The organism is Caproiciproducens sp. CPB-2 (assembly GCF_036287215.1).
Classification (GTDB): domain Bacteria; phylum Bacillota; class Clostridia; order Oscillospirales; family Acutalibacteraceae; genus Caproiciproducens.
This window is the reverse complement of record NZ_CP142860.1, coordinates 2,087,822-2,104,816: the sequence shown is the minus strand read 5'-3', so window position 1 is coordinate 2,104,816 and position 16,995 is coordinate 2,087,822. Positions and strand designations below refer to the sequence as shown.

The following is a 16,995-nucleotide window of genomic DNA, read 5'->3' as shown; positions in this document are numbered from 1 at the left end:
GTCAAAGAATACGGACGTATTCTTTGACTTAAATAATCGGAATTTTATTTTTTCTGTTAATACTTGCCGCCTGCAGCCATCGGCAACTCGAACCCGGCAGCTTCCCTTGGGTATGCTGCCGCTTCCAGCACGGAGGGCTGGCCGTTCAGCCTGAATTTTTCCACCAGGTCTCTCAGAATTTGTGCCTGACTGGAAAGCTCCTCGCTTGCGGCGGCGCTTTCTTCGGCGGTTGCGGAATTTGTCTGGACAACGCTGGAGATTTGCTCCACACCCAGCGTGACCTGGGAAATAGCGTCGGACTGCCGGTTGGTCGCCACTGAAATTTTTTCAACCGTTTCGGTGACCTCCTCCGCCCTGGCAACGACGCGGTGGAGCGACTGGGCGGTCGCGTCCGCGATTTTTGTCCCGTTTTCTACCTGCCTTACGGAGTTTTCAATCAGAGCGGTCGTATTTTTCGCGGCTTCGGCGCTCTTGCTTGCAAGATTCCTTACTTCGTCGGCAACTACGGCGAACCCTTTTCCGGCCGCCCCGGCCCTGGCCGCTTCCACAGCTGCGTTCAGCGCGAGGATGTTTGTCTGGAATGCGATATCCTCAATGGTCTTGATGATCTTTCCGATTTCCCCGGAAGATTCGTTAATCAGGGACATGGCCTTGACCATGTCGTCCATGTGCTGATTGCTTGTCTCGATTTCCCTGCTGACTTCGGCCACGAATCTGCTCGCGTTGGCGGTATGCTCCGCGTTGTCTTTCACGTGGGTGGATATTTCGGAAATGCTGGCGGAAAGCTCTTCCACGGAGCTTGCCTGCTCCGTAGCGCCCTGCGCCAGTTCCTGCGCGCCGCTGGAAACCTGGGAGGAACCGCTGGCGACCTGCTCCGCCGCCTGATCGATCTGGCTGAAGGTGTGGTTCAGAGTGGCGATAATTCCTAAAATAGAGCTCTTGAGCTGGGCATAGTCGCCGATGTAGTCCAGATCCGTTCCCACGGTAAGGTTGCCGCGTTCAATTTCACTGACTATATTTCCGATATCCGATATGTAAGCCCGGATGGAAGCTGTGGATTTTGCGAAAGCTTCTCCCAGCCGGCCGATTTCATTTTTGGAGCTTCCATCAATTTGAACGTTCAGATCGCCCTGCGCGATCTTCTGCGCGGCTTCCGCCATTTCGGCCACAGGTTTGCTGATGCCGCGGGAAATCCAAATGGCGATGATAATGGAAATCAGGAAGCTGATGAAAATGACCCCGACAATGGCAAAATGCGTAAGCTGGGCCTGCTTGGACAGGTCGCCTGCCAATTTGTTTCCGGCCGTCGTCTTTTCCGTAAGCAGTGCCTCGATAGACGCCCGGATGCTGTCGGAAAGAGGAGTGCCCTCGCGGTCCAGCAGCTCGGATGCTTCTGTGTTCCTGTTTTGCTTGGCCAGTTCAACCACCTGACCGCTGACCTGTTCAAATTTTGTCAGATTTTCCTGAATATGATTATAATAATCAAGTTCCTTTTCCGTGACCATTCCCTTTTTTATATTTTTCAGGTAAGTATCCAATTTCTTGCCTGACTGGTCAAGCTCGTTCCCGCTTTCCTGTATTTTCTGTGGTTCCGTGCTGTAAATGATATTGCTGAGAATGGAACGGCTCTCATTGAATTGTGTGTTGAAAAGCCCGATCTCTCCCTGGGAGAAGCCGTAATCCGTCAGCGCTTTGCCATAAGTGGCATTCAGAAGCGCCGTTGTGTTTACTCCTACGATTCCGCTGATGCTGGAAATGATGGCTACAGCAATAAATGCGATCATCAGTTTTTTAGCGATTTTCATATTCCTGAACATTTTCTCATCCCTTTGACTTTTTTGGGTCATTTTCGCTGATCGGGGTATTCTAATATCCGTAACGTGCCCTGTATCAGGACAATGCCGGCGCCTGTCCGCTCCATGTCCAATACTCTGTGCAGATACTGAAATATTTTGTTTACCACCTCTTCTTTTACAGGATCCCTTTTCAATTTATATTTCTACTTCAATATAATCAAACAAATTGCCTTTTTCAGTATACGCGAAAAAAAACGATTTTTCAATACTTATAGTCATTTTTTGTCGAATATCTTTAGGTATTAATTGAGTGTCTGCGAAAAATGTGACTAAAGGATGAGGGAACAGAGGTAAACATGGATAAGGCAAAAATGGAAATCATGCAGAAAACTGCAGAGCAAATCAAACATCTGCGCAAGGCAGCGGGCTTCAGCCAGAAATCGCTCGCAAATTCTGCCGGGCTGGACCCGGCTTTTTTAGGCCATATCGAGCGGTGCCTGAAGTGCCCGACGATCGACACGCTCAATAAAATCGCAATGGCGCTGGATATTTCCCTGTCCGAGCTGTTTGACTTCGGTCATCCGAGGAAATATGAAAAGAAAGAGGCGGCCGTCAAAAAAATCACGACGGTTGCGGAGAGGCTCACCCCGGAAGAAGCCGAACAGCTGGCGGACCTGGTGGCCGGAATCGTCGCGTTCAAAAGGGAAGGGCCCCGCTCATAAAAATCAGGCCGCGGGCCCGTATCGGACCCGCGGCCTGACATCCTATTCCGGTGTAAAATTGGTAGCGATTTCTTTTTCGCTGTCGGGGGGAGAATAGACAAACCGGTCGATCCTGTTTCCGGTGAAGAAATATTTTGGCGCGGAAGGACGGTAGGAGTAGTCGAACGTATCGATAATCACGAGCTTTACCTTCATCCGTGAAGGAATGATGCTTTTTATGTAAACGCTCGCCTGCTGACCGGGTACCACATCCTCCTTGGCTTCCGCCAGCCCGGCAAGGTTGGGGGAAAGCTCGACGAAAATGCCGTAGGACTCGACGGAACGCACGATCCCGGCCACTGTTTCCCCGGCTTTGAACATGGCTACGTTTTCCGCCCAGGTTCCCAGAAGCTCTTTGTGGCTCAGGGTAATGCGCCCGTTTTCCACGGACTTTATTACAACACGGATATCCATGCCGACCGTAAACCGCTCGCGTGGGTGGTCAATTCTGGAAACGGAGATGGCGTCGATCGGCAGCAGCGCGATAATCCCGCAGCCGATGTCGGCAAAAGTCCCGAAGCTTTCCAGGTGGGTCACGCGCGCGTTGATGACGTCGCCCGGAGTAAGCTTTTTCACATACTCGGCCATGCACTTTTCCTGTGCGGCCCGCCGCGACAGCAGGGCGGTCATATGTCCGTCCGTATCCTTCTGAAAACCCGTCACGGTAAAGCATACCGGCCGGTTGACTCTGGAAATGATGGCAATGTCACGTACCGTACCTTCGCGAATACCTAAAGCACCCTCGTCGTGCGGAATCACACCCTTCATGCATCCTAAATCGACCAGTAAATTATGCGAGCTGTCACAAATCAGCGCGCGTCCTTCCAAAATTTTTCCATCCCGGCAGGCGTCGTTCAGCGCGGAGATGCTCAGGGTCGCCGCGCGGTTTTCGGGTGTATCGATGATCCAACCCTCAGGATAGTAATCAAACATTTTCCTACCTCCTTTATGTCTTCGCTTATCTATATGCTTAAAATGAATCGGTAATACTATGCTGATTAATTATTAAATTGTTAATTTATGCCCCTTCGGCTTGAATATGATTGCTTTTTATAATAAAATATAATTTATGTATTACGAGAAGGAGTTATTTTTTATGATACGATACATCAGAAAAATGCTTGGGTTTGTTTCTGTTTTCGCCTTGCTTCTGAGCCTGTCCGCCTGTTCCGGCGGCGGCGCCGCAAGCTCCGCGGCATCGTCCTCTCCGGCGTCCTCCGCACCGGTGAGCTCGGTCGCTTCCGGCAGGGTAAAGCCGGACGACGGCAAAAAAATAGGCTATCAGCTTGAAAAGCCCGCCGTCGGCGAAGACATTGCCGTACTGACCACCAGTATGGGCGTGATCAAGCTCCGCCTTTTTGCGCAGGCCGCTCCGAAGGCCGTTGAGAATTTCAAAGGCCTGATTCAGAAGGGCTATTACAACGGGCTGACCTTCCACCGCGTGATTAACGATTTCATGATTCAGTCCGGCGATCCCAAAGGCGACGGAACCGGCGGGGAAAGCGTCTGGAATAAGGACTTTGAAGATGAGTTCAACGCCAACTTGGTCAACATCCGCGGCTCCGTTTCCATGGCGAACGCGGGTGAAAACACCAACGGAAGCCAGTTCTTCATCAACCAGAGGGGAACCTCCGAAAAGGTGAACTGGGAGGACTACCAGCAGGCGTACAATGTCTATAAGCAGTATCCGGACGCCTTTATCCAGCAGTACGGCACCTATTTTCTCAACATGGACAAGGTCACAGACGCCTATAAAAAGCTGTATGACGACAACGGTGGCAATCCCAATCTGGATGGCGCGTATAATATTGTGGAGCGGGGACACACCGTTTTCGCACAGGTGATCGAGGGAATGGATGTCGTCGACAAAATTGCCGCGGTTCCCGTTTCCGAAAACGATCAGGGGGAGAAGAGCAAGCCATCTACCCCGGTTACCATCCAAAAAGCGGGGATAGAAAAATACCAGCCGTAATACAGGCCGTTATGCAGGGTGCACAGGTCGGTGGGGTACTCAGGCCGATTATTGGCGGATTGTTTCAAATCTTGTAAGAACAGCGTTTATTATCGCCTATTGCATTGACAAGCCAATACAATAGGCGATATAATTAATCTAATTTGGTTTTTGCAGCGGCAGTAAATTCAAGTGCTTATGGAGGGTAACTATGTCAGCAAAATATGTTTTTGTAACAGGCGGGGTTGTATCCGGATTGGGGAAAGGAATCACGGCGGCTTCTTTGGGGCGTTTACTGAAGGCAAGGGGGCTGAGAATTACCATACAGAAATTCGATCCCTATCTGAATGTTGATCCGGGCACCATGAACCCGTTTCAGCACGGAGAGGTTTTCGTCACCAATGACGGAGCGGAAACGGATCTGGATCTTGGCCATTACGAACGCTTTATCGACGAGAATCTGACCCAGAACAGCAATATCACTTCGGGCAGAATTTACTGGAATGTGCTGCAGAACGAGCGCAACGGCGATTACGACGGGGGTACGGTTCAGGTGATCCCCCACATTACCAACGAAATCAAATCCCGCATCTATGACGGGAAGGACAATATTGACGTAGCGATCATTGAAGTGGGCGGTACGGTCGGCGATATTGAGAGCCTGCCTTTTCTGGAGGCCATCCGTCAGTTTGCGACGGAGGTCGGCAGAAACAACTGCCTGTTTATCCATGTTACCCTTGTTCCTTACCTGATCTGTTCCCATGAACATAAGTCAAAACCCACCCAGCACAGCGTAAAGGAGCTCCTCTCCATCGGCATTCAGCCGGACATTATTATTCTCCGTTCCGAAAGGCCGGTCGGCGACGATATCAAAAAGAAAATCGCGCTTTTCTGCAATGTCAATGAAAACTGCGTGATCCAGAACCTGGATCTTCCGCTTCTGTATCAGGTGCCTCTTGCGTTGAAGGACGAGCGTCTGGACGATATCGTCTGTAAACGCTTTGGGCTGGACACGCCCGGCGCTGATCTGAGCGACTGGATCGCCATGGTCAACACGGCCATGTCCCTGACGGAAAGCGTCACCATCGGGCTTGTAGGCAAATATGTGGAGCTGCATGACGCGTATCTGAGCGTTGCCGAAGCCCTGACCCACGGCGGAATCGGCAATAACGTCAAAGTAAATATCAAATGGATTGATTCCGAAACGATCACCCCGGACAACGTCGCGGAAATTCTTACCGGTATGGACGGCGTGATCGTGCCTGGCGGATTCGGACAGAGGGGCATTGAGGGCATGATTACGGCGATTCACTATGCCAGGGTCAACCGGATTCCGTGCCTCGGCATCTGCCTCGGCATGCAGCTTGCGATTGTGGAGTACGCCCGCGATGTGCTGGGCCTTGCGGACGCGAACTCGGCGGAATTCGATCCGCAGAGCAGCAACCATGTCATTGACCTGATGCCGGAGCAGAAGGACGTTGTCCAGATAGGCGGCACCATGCGCCTTGGACAGTATCCGTGCAAGCTGACCGCGGGCACGAAAGCGGCTGCGCTTTATGGCAACGAACCGCTCATTTCCGAGCGCCACCGTCACCGCTTTGAGGTGAACAACGATTACCGCGAGCGGTTTGAACAGGCGGGCGTGGTCTTCTGCGGGAAATCGCCGGACGACCATATCGTGGAAATGATGGAAGTCCCGGAGCATCCGTGGTTTCTGGGCTCCCAGTTCCATCCGGAATTCAAGTCCCGTCCGAACCGCCCGCACCCGCTTTTCAAGGGCCTGGTCGGCGCGGCAAAGGAGTACAAGGCGGGCCAAAAGAAATAGCCGCCGGTATCCGAAATCTGAATTTTTATTGCTGTCTTCCATTTTCGATGGGAGGCAGCATTTTTTGCAGTTTTAATTTTATTTAGAATTTGTTTAACAGCGTTTCCAGTCGATTTAGCCACAAGGGTGTGTTCCTCCCCCGCCGAAGGCGGGGGAGGAACGTGTTTTGTCTCGCAAACCGAAATGAAATTGCTGTAGGGATTGCTTTGCCGGCTGCTTGACTGGCAATAAAAAGAGAACCGCCGGAAACCAAACGGTTCCCAACGGTTCTTTGTGCTGTTATCCGGTTATCTGGCGCCGCCGCCACCGCCGCCGCCAAAGCCGCCGCCGCCTCCTCCGAAGCCGCCGCCGCCAAAACCACCGCCGCCGAAGCCCCCCGAGCCTCCGGATTGGGGCGGGTGCGCAAGGCGCGTAGCGGAAGTGCTGATGTTGCTGATCGTGTTTCCCAGCGAGGCGCCGAAATCGCTGCCGATGTGGCTGAACCCGCCCATGCCGATGGAACGGCCGAACATGTAGTACATGTAGCTGCCTCCGTAATTCGTGTAGAGGTAGCCGTCGTCATTCAGCTGCGGATAGACCATTCTGAGCTGATCGCAGACCTTTTTGGAAATGCCCATCATGGTTGCGTAAACAAGGTATTCCTCCCAAAGCGTAAGCTCCGGAACGCCGTATTCCTTCATGCGCGAAAATTCGAGCATGTATTTTTTCAGTCCCTGCCATACGGCGTAATCGTATTCTCCCTTTTTGCTCAGCCTTGTTTTTCCGCTCGAAGCAATGATCAGCAGGACTCCAAAAACGATGAATCCCACGGGAATGTAGACCAGCCAGCCGCCTGAAAGCAGAAGGATCGCGATGGCTCCCACAATACCGAGAATTCCCAGAACGGAGCTGACCGTCAGAAAAGCGGGCCGGCGCTCATAATACCCGCGCGAGGCGATTTCCCTCTTTGTCTGCGACAGAAAGAGTTCCATTTTGCTGTCGATCGATTTGTTGTGATCCTTGGCGTAATTTTCAAATTGCTTCATGGTAAACCGGCCGTCAAATGACGACGCCACGGCGGAAATCATATCATAAAACGTCTGCTCGCTTTGCGTAAGCGGCATCTGTTTTGTATTTTCCGCTATGCTTACCACAAAATCTTTTTTCTCGTTGGAGTCAAACCGGACGTACCCCTTGCGCGCCAGGCTCATCAGCGTAGCGCTGAAAACACGCCCTTCTTCTTTGCTGGTGACCCCGCCGCTGTAATAATAGAACAGGTTTGCCGCTCCGCCGGGGGAACTGTCCTCTGGTATCTCGCGGGTGTATTCGGGAGCGTCCACCTGATACGGTCTGGCTTTTTTTTTCAGCCATATCAGAATGAAGATTCCGGCTATCACCAGAACAACTCCGCCCACGGCATCCACTACGCCGACCGTGTAATTCAGCTTCTGCTGGTTCTCCCAGTCCTGCGCCCATTTATTCTCTTCCTTTTCAATATCGCTCAGCACGTTGACCGTACTGATCCTTGTCGAATCCGGGAACAGGGAAACGGGCATGCAGACGCGCGTTTCCACCAGCGTCTCCGGCGGAACCTGGCTTGCGGTAAAGGAAATCCGGGCAGGGGAATCGATGGTTAACTGACTCTGCGCCGTACAGTGCAGCCATCCCTTCACTTCCTTATCCTTCGCGCCGGACGGAATCAAGATGGTGCCGTACAGCTGGGTGATCGGAATACTGAAGTTCTTTCCGATAAAGGCGTTGTACAGGACGGAAGTATCTCCGTATACACTGACAAGGTTCCTGATAGTGTACGATACCTTGAAGTTTCGTACGCCGCTGTCGATCGCCGGCAAAAACCAGCCGATTTCGATGTCCTTCGCCGTGTTGTAAATATAACAGACGTTATCCTCAGAAAAATAGCCGCTTGTCGGATTGATATCGTCACGGAAGCTGTACTGAACGTTTTCATCCATGTCGTACACGGATAAATTTTCGATTCCTACGCTCTGGCTTCCGTTAACCGGGAAGGTTTTATACAGGTTGCTGTAGGGCTTGCCGCGGTCTTCCAGATTGATGCGCCAGGTTTCCGTCACCTGCATATCGCCGTTACTGTTCAGCTGAGAAACGATATCCAGATTTTCCAAAGTCTGCTTTGCGCCGTGCTTGTAACCGCCGGCGCCGATGATAAAAAGAATCAATAGGATAGCGGCGACGGCCGCAGCCATCCCGCCAAAAAGCTTTTTGGCCAATCTGTATGCTCCCTTCGTTCGCCGAAAATCAGAATTTCACCTGTGGTACGGCTTTATCGGCTTCCTCGATCTCAAAGTATTTTTTCTGTCCGAAATGGAACAGGGAAGCAATGATATTGGACGGGAAATGCATGACGTACTCGTTGTATTTCATTGCGGTGTCGTTATAAAACTGACGGGCGAAAGCAATTTTGCTTTCAATGTCCTTCAGCTGACCCTGCAGGTCCAGAAAATTCTGGTTTGCCTTCAGGTCCGGGTATTGCTCCGCCGTGGCAAACAGGTTTACCATCGCGCGGGACAGCTTGGCGTTGTTCTCCATCGCCTCTTCGGGCGTTTTGGAGCTCATGGCCGCGCTGCGCCATTTTGTGACCTCTTCCAGGGTCGATTTTTCATGGGAAGCGTATCCCTTGACGGTTTCCACCAGGTTGGGGATGAGGTCAAAGCGTTTTTTCAGCTGAACGTCCACCTGTGCCCATCCGTTGTCCACTCTTACGGAGAAAGAGACAAGCTTGTTGTACATGCCTGTGACCCAGAAAACAAGAATCAGGATAACTGCGGCAATAATGCCAAAGGTGATCCAATCCATGATGCGTACCTCCTAATCATCTCTGCGGTTTTTGAATATCAAGACATCGCTTAAATTGCTATGAAATGATCATAACATATTTTACATAAAAAGAAAAGCGGGGGAAAACAATCCTTATTGTACCCCGAAAACAGATTTTATTTGCCATGCAAAAAGGGGAAAGGATTTTCATATCCTTTCCCCCTGAACAGTTTATTTCCGGCTTGGGTTTGAAATTCGGTAGCAAAGCGTCATCAGGCTGTCGTTCAGATGAACGTTCTCAACAATCGTATCTTCATACTTCATTGTAATATCATAATGGCTGAAGTTCCAGTAATTGCGCACACCCAGATTGTAAAGGCGTTCAATCATGGTATGAACGCCGTCGCGGGGGATGCAGAGCACAGCCATGGTCGGCTGGTCCTTCTGGCAAAAATCTTCCAGCTCCACCGTGTCGCGTACAATCTGACCGTTGATTCTGGTCCCGGTTTTACTGGGGGAGCTGTCAAAAATACCGATCAGTCTGAACCCTTCGTCATCAAACGACATGTGAGAGGCGATTGCTCTTCCCAAATTTCCGGCTCCGATCAGAATCGCCTTATACTCATTGGAAAGGCCCAGAATATTCCCGATTTCATCACAGAGCTGGTCGACAATATAGCCGTAACCCTGCTGGCCGAACCCGCCGAAGCAGTTCAGGTCCTGACGGATCTGCGAGGCGGTCAGCCCCAGCTTCACGGACAGCTCGGTGGAAGAGATCCTGGTGACCCCTTTTTGTTTCAGATGGGTTAAAAAACGATAGTAGCGGGGCAATCTTCTGATTACCGACATTGAAATATTTTCGCGTCTTGGCATACGCTTTCCCTCCGTAATAGTCCGGTTTATAGAAGCCGAACCAGACTTTTATTGACTTCCCTTAAAAAGGTTTCGGTGTCAACTGTGGTTTTGCCTGGCAGCGTGGAAAGAGCGGCAAGATCGCCGGTCATAATGCCGCTTTCAACTGTCTGAATAGACGCTTTTTCCAGTTTGTCCGCAAAATCCGTCAACGCGGGAAGGTGATCGAGCTCTCCGCGTTTTTTCAGCGCGCCGGTCCAGGCAAACAGGGTAGCCATGGAATTGGTGGACGTCTTTTCGCCCTTCAGATGTTTGTAGTAATGGCGCTGTACGGTGCCGTGGGCCGCCTCGTATTCATAGATTCCTTCGGGCGAAACGAGAACGCTCGTCATCATGGCAAGGCTGCCGAAGGCGGTTGCGACCATATCGCTCATGACGTCGCCGTCGTAATTTTTGCAGGCCCAGATGTATCCGCCTTCTGAACGGACCACACGGGCTACCGCGTCGTCAATTAAGGTGTAAAAATAGGTAATACCGGCTTTTTCAAATTTTTCTTTGTAATCAGATTCGTAAATTTCCTGAAAAATATCCTTGAAACGATGATCGTATTTTTTTGAAATCGTGTCCTTGGTCGAAAACCACACATCCTGTCCGACGTCGAGCGCGTAGCTGAAACAGGACCGGGCAAAGCTTTCAATGCTTTTGTCAATGTTGTGCTGGCCCTGAATAATGCCGGATGTCTCGAAATCATGGATCAGCGCGCGCTCTTCGGTGCCGTCCGCTTTTGTAACGACAAGCTCGGCTTTTGCGCCGGCGGGGACGGTCATTTCCGTGTTGCGGTAGACGTCGCCGTAGGCGTGGCGCGCAATGGTGATCGGCTTTTTCCAGGTGGTGATAAAGGGCGTAATGCCCTTCACAAGGATAGGGGAACGAAAAACGGTGCCATCCAGAATTGCACGGATGGTGCCGTTCGGGGATTTCCACATTTCTTTCAATCCATACTCGCGCACTCTGTCCGCGTTCGCGGTAATCGTTGCGCATTTTACGGCAACGCCGTATTTCTTTGTGGCATAAGCGGAATCAAACGTGACCTTATCGTCGGTTGCGTCGCGGTTTTCCAGCCCAAGATCGTAATATTCCGTCTTCAGGTCGATATAGGGGATCAGCAGGATATCTTTAATCATCTTCCAGATGATTCTGGTCATTTCGTCGCCGTCCATTTCCACCAGCGGCGTCGCCATTTGAATCTTATTCATTCGTAGCCCTCCTGTTTTCTGTAAGCGTTCTGCAAGTCCGTTGTATTTTTGTATCAGCTGTTCTGTTCTTTGATGTAGCTCAGCAGGCCGCCTGCAAGAACGATCTTTCTCTGACGGTCGCTCAGAATGGCGTCTGCTTCGAAGGAGGTGCCTTTTGTCAGGTTTTTTACAAGAACGGTTCCGCCGTTTTCGATGGTGGCGCGGATATCCGGCAGCTCCAGTTCGTCCATCTGGTCGATTCCGTCGTAATCCTTCTCGTTTTTAAATACGAGCGGAAGGATTCCTCCGTTCGCCAGATTGGCGCAGTGGATACGCGCAAAGCTTTTTGCGATCACCGCTTTGATTCCAAGATACAGCGGGACCAGAACGGCGTGCTCACGGGAAGAGCCCTGTCCGTAATTGGAGCCGCCCACAATGATGCCCTTGCCGTATTGGCGGCAGCGCTCCGGGAATTCCTTGTCACAGACGGCGAAACAGAAGTTGGAAAGGTAGGGAATGTTGGAACGGTACGGAAGAATCTTCGCCCCCGCCGGCATAATGTGGTCGGTTGTGATGTTGTCGCCGACCTTCAGCAGGGCTTTTGCGGCGATGTCCCCGGGGAGGGCGGTGGTGGTGGGGACTTCCTTGATGTTCGGCCCGCGCAGGACTTCCACGTTTTCCGCTTCCTTCTCACTGGCGGGGGGGATGATCATATTGTCGTTGATCAGGAATTTTTCGGGCTGCCCGATGGGAGCTTCCTCGCCCAGCGTCCGGGGATCGGTCAGAACGCCGTTGATGGCGGAAGCCGCGGCGGTTTCCGGGCTGACAAGGTAAATTTTGGCGTCCGCCGTGCCGGAACGTCCCTCAAAGTTGCGGTTGAAGGTCCTCAGCGAAATGCCGCCGGAATTCGGGGATTGTCCCATCCCGATGCAGGGGCCGCAGGCGCATTCCAGAATCCGTGCGCCGGCGGAAATCAGGTCGGCAAGCGCGCCGTTCTGTGCAAGCATATTGTAAACCTGTTTGGAGCCGGGGGCAATCGAAAGGCTCACGTCGGGGTGAACCGTCTTTCCTTTTAATATGGAGGCGATCCGCATCATGTCGCGGTAAGAGGAATTGGTACAGGATCCGATACAGACCTGATCCACTTTGATGGGGCCGATCTCGTCCACGGTTTTTACCGCGTCCGGGCTGTGGGGACAGGCCGCCATCGGTTTCAGCTCGGACAGGTTGATCCCGATGGTTTCATCGTACTTCGCGTCGGCGTCCGGCTTTAGCTCCACCCAGTCCTTTTCGCGGCCCTGTGCTTTCAAAAACGTAAGGGTTACTTCGTCGGAAGGGAAGATGGAGGTGGTTGCGCCCAGCTCCGCGCCCATGTTGGTGATCGTCGCGCGCTCCGGCACGCTCAGCGCCGCGATTCCTTCGCCGCCGTATTCCACGATCTTGCCGACGCCGCCCCTTACGGACAGAAGGCGCAGGACCTCTAAGATAATATCTTTGGCGGAAACCCATGGAGAAAGCTTTCCGGTCAGATTGATACGCAGCATTTTCGGCATGGGGATGTAATATTCGCCGCTGCCCATGGCAACCGCAACGTCAAGCCCGCCGGCGCCCATGGCGAGCATGCCGATTCCGCCGCCGGTGGGGGTGTGGCTGTCCGAGCCGATCAGCGTTTTGCCGGGAACGCCGAAGCGCTCCAGATGGACCTGATGGCAGATTCCGTTGCCGGGTCTTGAAAAATAAATTCCGTGTTTCCTGGTGACCGTCTGAATGTACCGGTGGTCGTCCGCGTTTTCAAAACCGGTCTGCAGGGTATTGTGGTCGATATAAGCGACAGAGCGCTCTGTTTTTACGCGCGGGACGCCCATAGCCTCGAATTCCAGATAGGCCATGGTTCCGGTGGCATCCTGCGTCAGCGTCTGGTCTATTTTCAAACCGATATCGCTGCCTGGCGTCATTTCGCCGCTTAGAAGATGGGTTTTTATGATTTTCTGTGCCAAAGTCAAACTCATTATCAAGCTTCCCTCCAATTCGAATTCCCAACATAGTTAAATATATAACCATTATCCAATAAAAAAGCAAAATTGTCAATCTATCCAATCACTTTCTGCCAAAGCATTCTATTTTGACGCTTTATTTTCTTGATGAATATCACAACAGATGATATAATCATAATATTGATATTTCAAACTTGTACATTTCCGTGTATGAGAACGCCCTTCTTACGGCACAATAAAGCGGTAGGAGGGATTATCAATGAGCCATAAAGACCAAAAAGAAAAAGGCCAGAAAGAAGACCGGGATTATATAAAGCGGGTCAATGATGACGATAAAGCCGAGAAAAACGAAAAGCAGACCGACCAGATTATCGACACCGGTTCGGTGATTACCGGCAACGGCAAACATCTGATTCACTGCCTGACGATCATCGGTCAGATCGAAGGACATTATATTCTGCCTTCGCAAAATAAGACGACCAAGTACGAGCATGTGATTCCGCAGCTTGTCGCGATTGAGGAAGAACCCACCATAGACGGGCTTCTGATCATTCTGAACACCGTCGGCGGCGACGTGGAAGCCGGGCTTGCCCTTGCGGAACTGGTCGCGGGGATGAAAAAGCCGACTGTGTCGCTCGTGCTGGGCGGCGGCCATTCCATCGGCGTGCCGCTGGCGGTTGCCGCCAAGCATTCTTTCATCGCCCCCAGCGCGACGATGACCATTCATCCGGTGCGTATGAACGGCATGCTGCTCGGCGTTCCGCAGACCCTTGAGTATTTCCAACGCATGCAGGAGCGCATTACGCGGTTTGTCATGCAGAATTCTCACATTTCCGCCGAACGGTTCCACGAGCTTTCCATGAACACGCAGGAGCTGGTTATGGACGTGGGGACGGTTCTGGACGGAAACGACGCCGTCAAGGAAGGCCTGATCGATTCTCTCGGAAGCCTTTCCGACGCCATCGACTGCCTCTACGATATGATAGAAAAAAAGAAAGCGCAACAAAAAAAGTCCGGCGCAAGAACCCCTAAGGCGGGGGCAAAAAAGCCGGAGCCCAAAACAGCAAAGACCGCTGCCAAAAGCCGCAGCGTATAAAACGAGCCGCGCAACTTCTTTTCAGCTCCCTCTTTGAGGGAGCTGGCAGGCGGAGCCTGACTGAGGGAGTCTGATAGAAGCCCCGACCGGGAGCTTTTACTCCCTCCGGCGCGCCGCCTCCCTCACGGAGGGCGGCAAAAAATGCAAAAGTTACATATAACGAATGACAGAAACAAATGAAAATAAAAAATATAAGGTGATTATAAGGTGGCAACTCAAAGAACAAATACGAATAAGAAAGCGGCGCCCCGCGCACGGAGCAAGCCGAAGGCACAGCACCTTGCCGGCGGAAGAAAAACAAGGGCGGAAAAGGATGCCGAGTATATCAGGCAGCGCAATCAGATCAACGCGATTGTGGTGTTTGCCATGTCCATCCTGATGGTCTGCCTTGTGCTGATCGGGGGCGACCACATCTGGCTGTGGTGCCACAACGCGCTTCTGGGCCTTTTTGGCAGCTGCGCGATCATCTGGCCGATTCTTCTCTGCTACATATCGCTCGTAACGGCTTTTGAGCGTCAGAAAAACCGTCTGGGCAGCAAAGTCATTTTTATGATCGTCATTATTGCGCTGTTTTGCGCGGCTGTCTATATTTTTACCGATCAGAACAATACGCCCATCACCTCGTACTGGGACAGGCTCAAGGATCTTTATACCCTGGGTACCCAAAGGTCCGGCGCCGGGCTGTTCAGCGGCCTGATTGGAATCCCGTTCGTCGCGGCGCTCGGCTCGACCGGGGCAAAAATCGTTATTATTCTGTCTCTGTTTGTAGCGGTTATGATTTTGACCGGGACCAGCCTTGTCCAATTGTTCCGGGCGGTGACAAAACCGGCCGACATGATGGCTGCCAGTTTCAGCAGCGCACAGGAACAGCGGGCTGTGGAACGCGCCCGTCAGGCCAATTCCAACATCGATATTGCGCTTGACCGCGAGGATATGGCGCAGCGTGCCGTTCAGGCCAAGGGCAAGCCGCAGAAGAACAAGAAGCTCGAACAGCTGGAAAAGGTGTTCGGGGTCAAAGAGCCCGTAGTGGAAAAGATAGAGCAGCCCGCGGCTCTGGTTCCGCCGGCCGCGGATAAAACCGGCTCCGCTGCGGCCGCCGCCGCTTACGCCGCCCGTCAGGCCGCTTCGCCGCAGCCGGAGGCGCAAAAAATCTCCGAACCCGCCGGCGTGCAGATGACCATGTTTACTGACGAGCCGCCGCAGGACGGCACCTACCATTTTCCGCCGGTCACCATGCTGGAAACTACAAAAGTAACGAATGAGCAAGATATAGCTGCAGAATTAGAGTTTAATGGTCAAAGGTTGGTCCAGACTTTAAAAAGTTTTGGAGTTGTTACGCATATTGTTAATCGAAGTCACGGCCCCGCTGTAACCCGTTATGAACTTCAACCCGCTGCGGGGGTGAAAATCAGTAAGATCACGAATCTGTCCGACGATATCGCCATGAACCTCGCCGCGTCCGGAGTGCGCATCGAGGCGCCGATTCCGGGCAAGGCCGCCGTCGGAATAGAGGTCCCGAACAAGAAGGTCAGCGTTGTCAGGATGCGCGAGCTGATCGAGTCCAACAGCTTTGTCACGGCGCAGAGCCGTCTGACCGTCGTGCTCGGGCGCGACATCGCGGGTGAGGTCGCGATGGCGGATCTGAGCAAGATGCCTCATCTTCTGATTGCGGGCGCCACGGGCTCCGGCAAATCCGTGTGCATCAACTCGTTTATTGTCAGCCTTCTGTATAAATCCACTCCGGAAGAGGTCAAATTTCTGATGATCGACCCGAAGGTGGTGGAATTGGGCATTTACAACGGGATTCCACAGCTTCTGGTTCCGGTTGTCACCGATCCCCGCAAGGCCGCGGGCGCTTTGGGATGGGCCGTCACGGAAATGCTTAAGCGGTACAAGACTTTTGCCGAAAATAAGGTAAGAGATCTAACAGGTTATAATAAACTTATCAAATCTAACAACTGTAAGGATGAAAGCGGACAGCCTCTACCGCCCCTGCCGCAGATCGTCATCATTATCGACGAGCTTGCCGACCTGATGATGGCCGCCCCCAACGAGGTGGAGGATTCCATCTGCCGTCTGGCGCAGATGGCGCGCGCCGCGGGCATGCATCTGCTGATTGCCACACAGCGGCCCTCCGTCGACGTCATCACCGGAATTATCAAGGCGAATATCCCAAGCCGTATCGCGTTTTCCGTTTCCTCCCAGGTGGATTCCAGAACCATTCTGGACATGGGCGGCGCGGAAAAGCTTCTGGGGCGCGGGGATATGCTGTTTTCGCCCGTCGGCTCGCAGAAGCCCACCAGAATCCAGGGCTGCTTTGTCAGCGACAGTGAAATCGAATCCGTCGTAAATTTCGTAAAGAAGTCGCAGGAAGCGGGATATGATAAAAATATTGCCGAAGAGATTGAGAAAAACGCCGTAGCCGAGAAGGACGGCGGCGGCGACGGCGGCGTGAACGGCGACACCGACCCCATGATGCCGGAAGCGGTCAAATGCGTTGTGGAAGCGGGACAGGCTTCGACCTCTCTGCTCCAGCGCCGCCTGCGCCTCGGGTATGCCCGCGCCGGCCGTCTGGTCGACGAGATGGAGCAGATGGGCATTGTAGGCCCGCACGAAGGCTCCAAGCCGCGTCAGGTGCTCATTACATACCAGCAGTGGCTGGAAATGACCATGCAGCAGGCAGATCAAAAAGAAAGTGAAGAATAAGCGG

12 protein-coding genes are annotated in these 16,995 nt (G+C 52.5%); 5 read left to right on the top strand and 7 right to left on the bottom strand.

Features of this window, described 5'->3' with window-relative positions; translation table 11 throughout:
* Positions 1 to 56 precede the first annotated feature (56 nt).
* Positions 57 to 1,817: a methyl-accepting chemotaxis protein gene (locus VXK30_RS10470; protein WP_275717620.1), complete on the bottom strand. Its 1,761-nt coding sequence runs from the start codon at positions 1,815 to 1,817 to the stop codon at positions 57 to 59.
* A 335-nt stretch (positions 1,818 to 2,152) separates the two neighbouring features.
* Between VXK30_RS10470 and VXK30_RS10465 the strand changes: the two genes are divergently transcribed.
* On the top strand, positions 2,153 to 2,518 hold the full coding sequence (locus VXK30_RS10465) for a helix-turn-helix domain-containing protein (protein ID WP_275717621.1): 366 nt from the start codon (positions 2,153 to 2,155) through the stop codon (positions 2,516 to 2,518).
* Between the two features lie 42 nt (positions 2,519 to 2,560).
* On the opposite strand, the gene VXK30_RS10460 is transcribed toward VXK30_RS10465, so the two are convergent.
* Positions 2,561 to 3,490, bottom strand: a complete 930-nt coding sequence (locus VXK30_RS10460; protein ID WP_275717622.1) for a S1 RNA-binding domain-containing protein — start codon at positions 3,488 to 3,490, stop codon at positions 2,561 to 2,563.
* Positions 3,491 to 3,653: 163 nt separating this feature from the next.
* Here VXK30_RS10460 and VXK30_RS10455 point away from each other — a divergent pair, with 163 nt between their 5' ends.
* A complete protein-coding gene (locus tag VXK30_RS10455) occupies positions 3,654 to 4,529 on the top strand; it encodes a peptidylprolyl isomerase (RefSeq protein WP_275717623.1) in 876 nt (291 codons plus the stop codon).
* Between the two features lie 190 nt (positions 4,530 to 4,719).
* Positions 4,720 to 6,333, top strand: a complete 1,614-nt coding sequence (locus tag VXK30_RS10450) for a CTP synthase (RefSeq protein WP_275717624.1) — start codon at positions 4,720 to 4,722, stop codon at positions 6,331 to 6,333.
* A gap of 287 nt (positions 6,334 to 6,620) precedes the next feature.
* Here VXK30_RS10450 and VXK30_RS10445 read toward each other — a convergent pair whose 3' ends face one another.
* The 5 genes from VXK30_RS10445 to VXK30_RS10425 form a co-directional block, all read right to left on the bottom strand.
* Positions 6,621 to 8,561: a DUF2207 domain-containing protein gene (locus tag VXK30_RS10445; protein WP_275717625.1), complete on the bottom strand. Its 1,941-nt coding sequence runs from the start codon at positions 8,559 to 8,561 to the stop codon at positions 6,621 to 6,623.
* A gap of 28 nt (positions 8,562 to 8,589) precedes the next feature.
* Positions 8,590 to 9,147 carry a LemA family protein gene (locus VXK30_RS10440; protein ID WP_038324681.1) on the bottom strand — a complete coding sequence of 186 codons (558 nt, stop codon included), beginning with the start codon at positions 9,145 to 9,147 and terminating at the stop codon, positions 8,590 to 8,592.
* A 192-nt stretch (positions 9,148 to 9,339) separates the two neighbouring features.
* On the bottom strand, positions 9,340 to 9,981 hold the full coding sequence (locus VXK30_RS10435; protein ID WP_275717626.1) for a redox-sensing transcriptional repressor Rex: 642 nt from the start codon (positions 9,979 to 9,981) through the stop codon (positions 9,340 to 9,342).
* 26 nt (positions 9,982 to 10,007) lie between these two features.
* On the bottom strand, positions 10,008 to 11,216 hold the full coding sequence (locus VXK30_RS10430; protein WP_275717627.1) for an NADP-dependent isocitrate dehydrogenase: 1,209 nt from the start codon (positions 11,214 to 11,216) through the stop codon (positions 10,008 to 10,010).
* Between the two features lie 53 nt (positions 11,217 to 11,269).
* Positions 11,270 to 13,204, bottom strand: coding sequence for an aconitate hydratase (locus tag VXK30_RS10425; RefSeq protein ID WP_275717628.1), 1,935 nt, complete (start codon positions 13,202 to 13,204; stop codon positions 11,270 to 11,272).
* Positions 13,205 to 13,448: 244 nt separating this feature from the next.
* Here VXK30_RS10425 and VXK30_RS10420 point away from each other — a divergent pair, with 244 nt between their 5' ends.
* Positions 13,449 to 14,285, top strand: coding sequence for a ClpP family protease (locus VXK30_RS10420; RefSeq protein ID WP_275717629.1), 837 nt, complete (start codon positions 13,449 to 13,451; stop codon positions 14,283 to 14,285).
* Positions 14,286 to 14,492: 207 nt separating this feature from the next.
* Positions 14,493 to 16,991 carry an FtsK/SpoIIIE family DNA translocase gene (locus VXK30_RS10415; RefSeq protein WP_275717630.1) on the top strand — a complete coding sequence of 833 codons (2,499 nt, stop codon included), beginning with the start codon at positions 14,493 to 14,495 and terminating at the stop codon, positions 16,989 to 16,991.
* The last annotated feature ends 4 nt before the right edge of the window (positions 16,992 to 16,995 follow it).

Excerpts from the sequence above, each read along its gene's own strand:
- VXK30_RS10470 (WP_275717620.1), bottom strand. The coding sequence starts at position 1,817 with ATGTTCAGGAATATGAAAATCGCTAAAAAACTGATGATCGCATTTATT.
- VXK30_RS10455 (WP_275717623.1), top strand. The coding sequence starts at position 3,654 with ATGATACGATACATCAGAAAAATGCTTGGGTTTGTTTCTGTTTTCGCC.
- VXK30_RS10435 (WP_275717626.1), bottom strand. The coding sequence starts at position 9,981 with ATGCCAAGACGCGAAAATATTTCAATGTCGGTAATCAGAAGATTGCCC.
- VXK30_RS10450 (WP_275717624.1), top strand. The coding sequence starts at position 4,720 with ATGTCAGCAAAATATGTTTTTGTAACAGGCGGGGTTGTATCCGGATTG.
- VXK30_RS10465 (WP_275717621.1), top strand. The coding sequence starts at position 2,153 with ATGGATAAGGCAAAAATGGAAATCATGCAGAAAACTGCAGAGCAAATC.
- VXK30_RS10425 (WP_275717628.1), bottom strand. The coding sequence starts at position 13,204 with ATGAGTTTGACTTTGGCACAGAAAATCATAAAAACCCATCTTCTAAGC.
- VXK30_RS10430 (WP_275717627.1), bottom strand. The coding sequence starts at position 11,216 with ATGAATAAGATTCAAATGGCGACGCCGCTGGTGGAAATGGACGGCGAC.
- VXK30_RS10460 (WP_275717622.1), bottom strand. The coding sequence starts at position 3,490 with ATGTTTGATTACTATCCTGAGGGTTGGATCATCGATACACCCGAAAAC.
- VXK30_RS10420 (WP_275717629.1), top strand. The coding sequence starts at position 13,449 with ATGAGCCATAAAGACCAAAAAGAAAAAGGCCAGAAAGAAGACCGGGAT.
- VXK30_RS10440 (WP_038324681.1), bottom strand. The coding sequence starts at position 9,147 with ATGGATTGGATCACCTTTGGCATTATTGCCGCAGTTATCCTGATTCTT.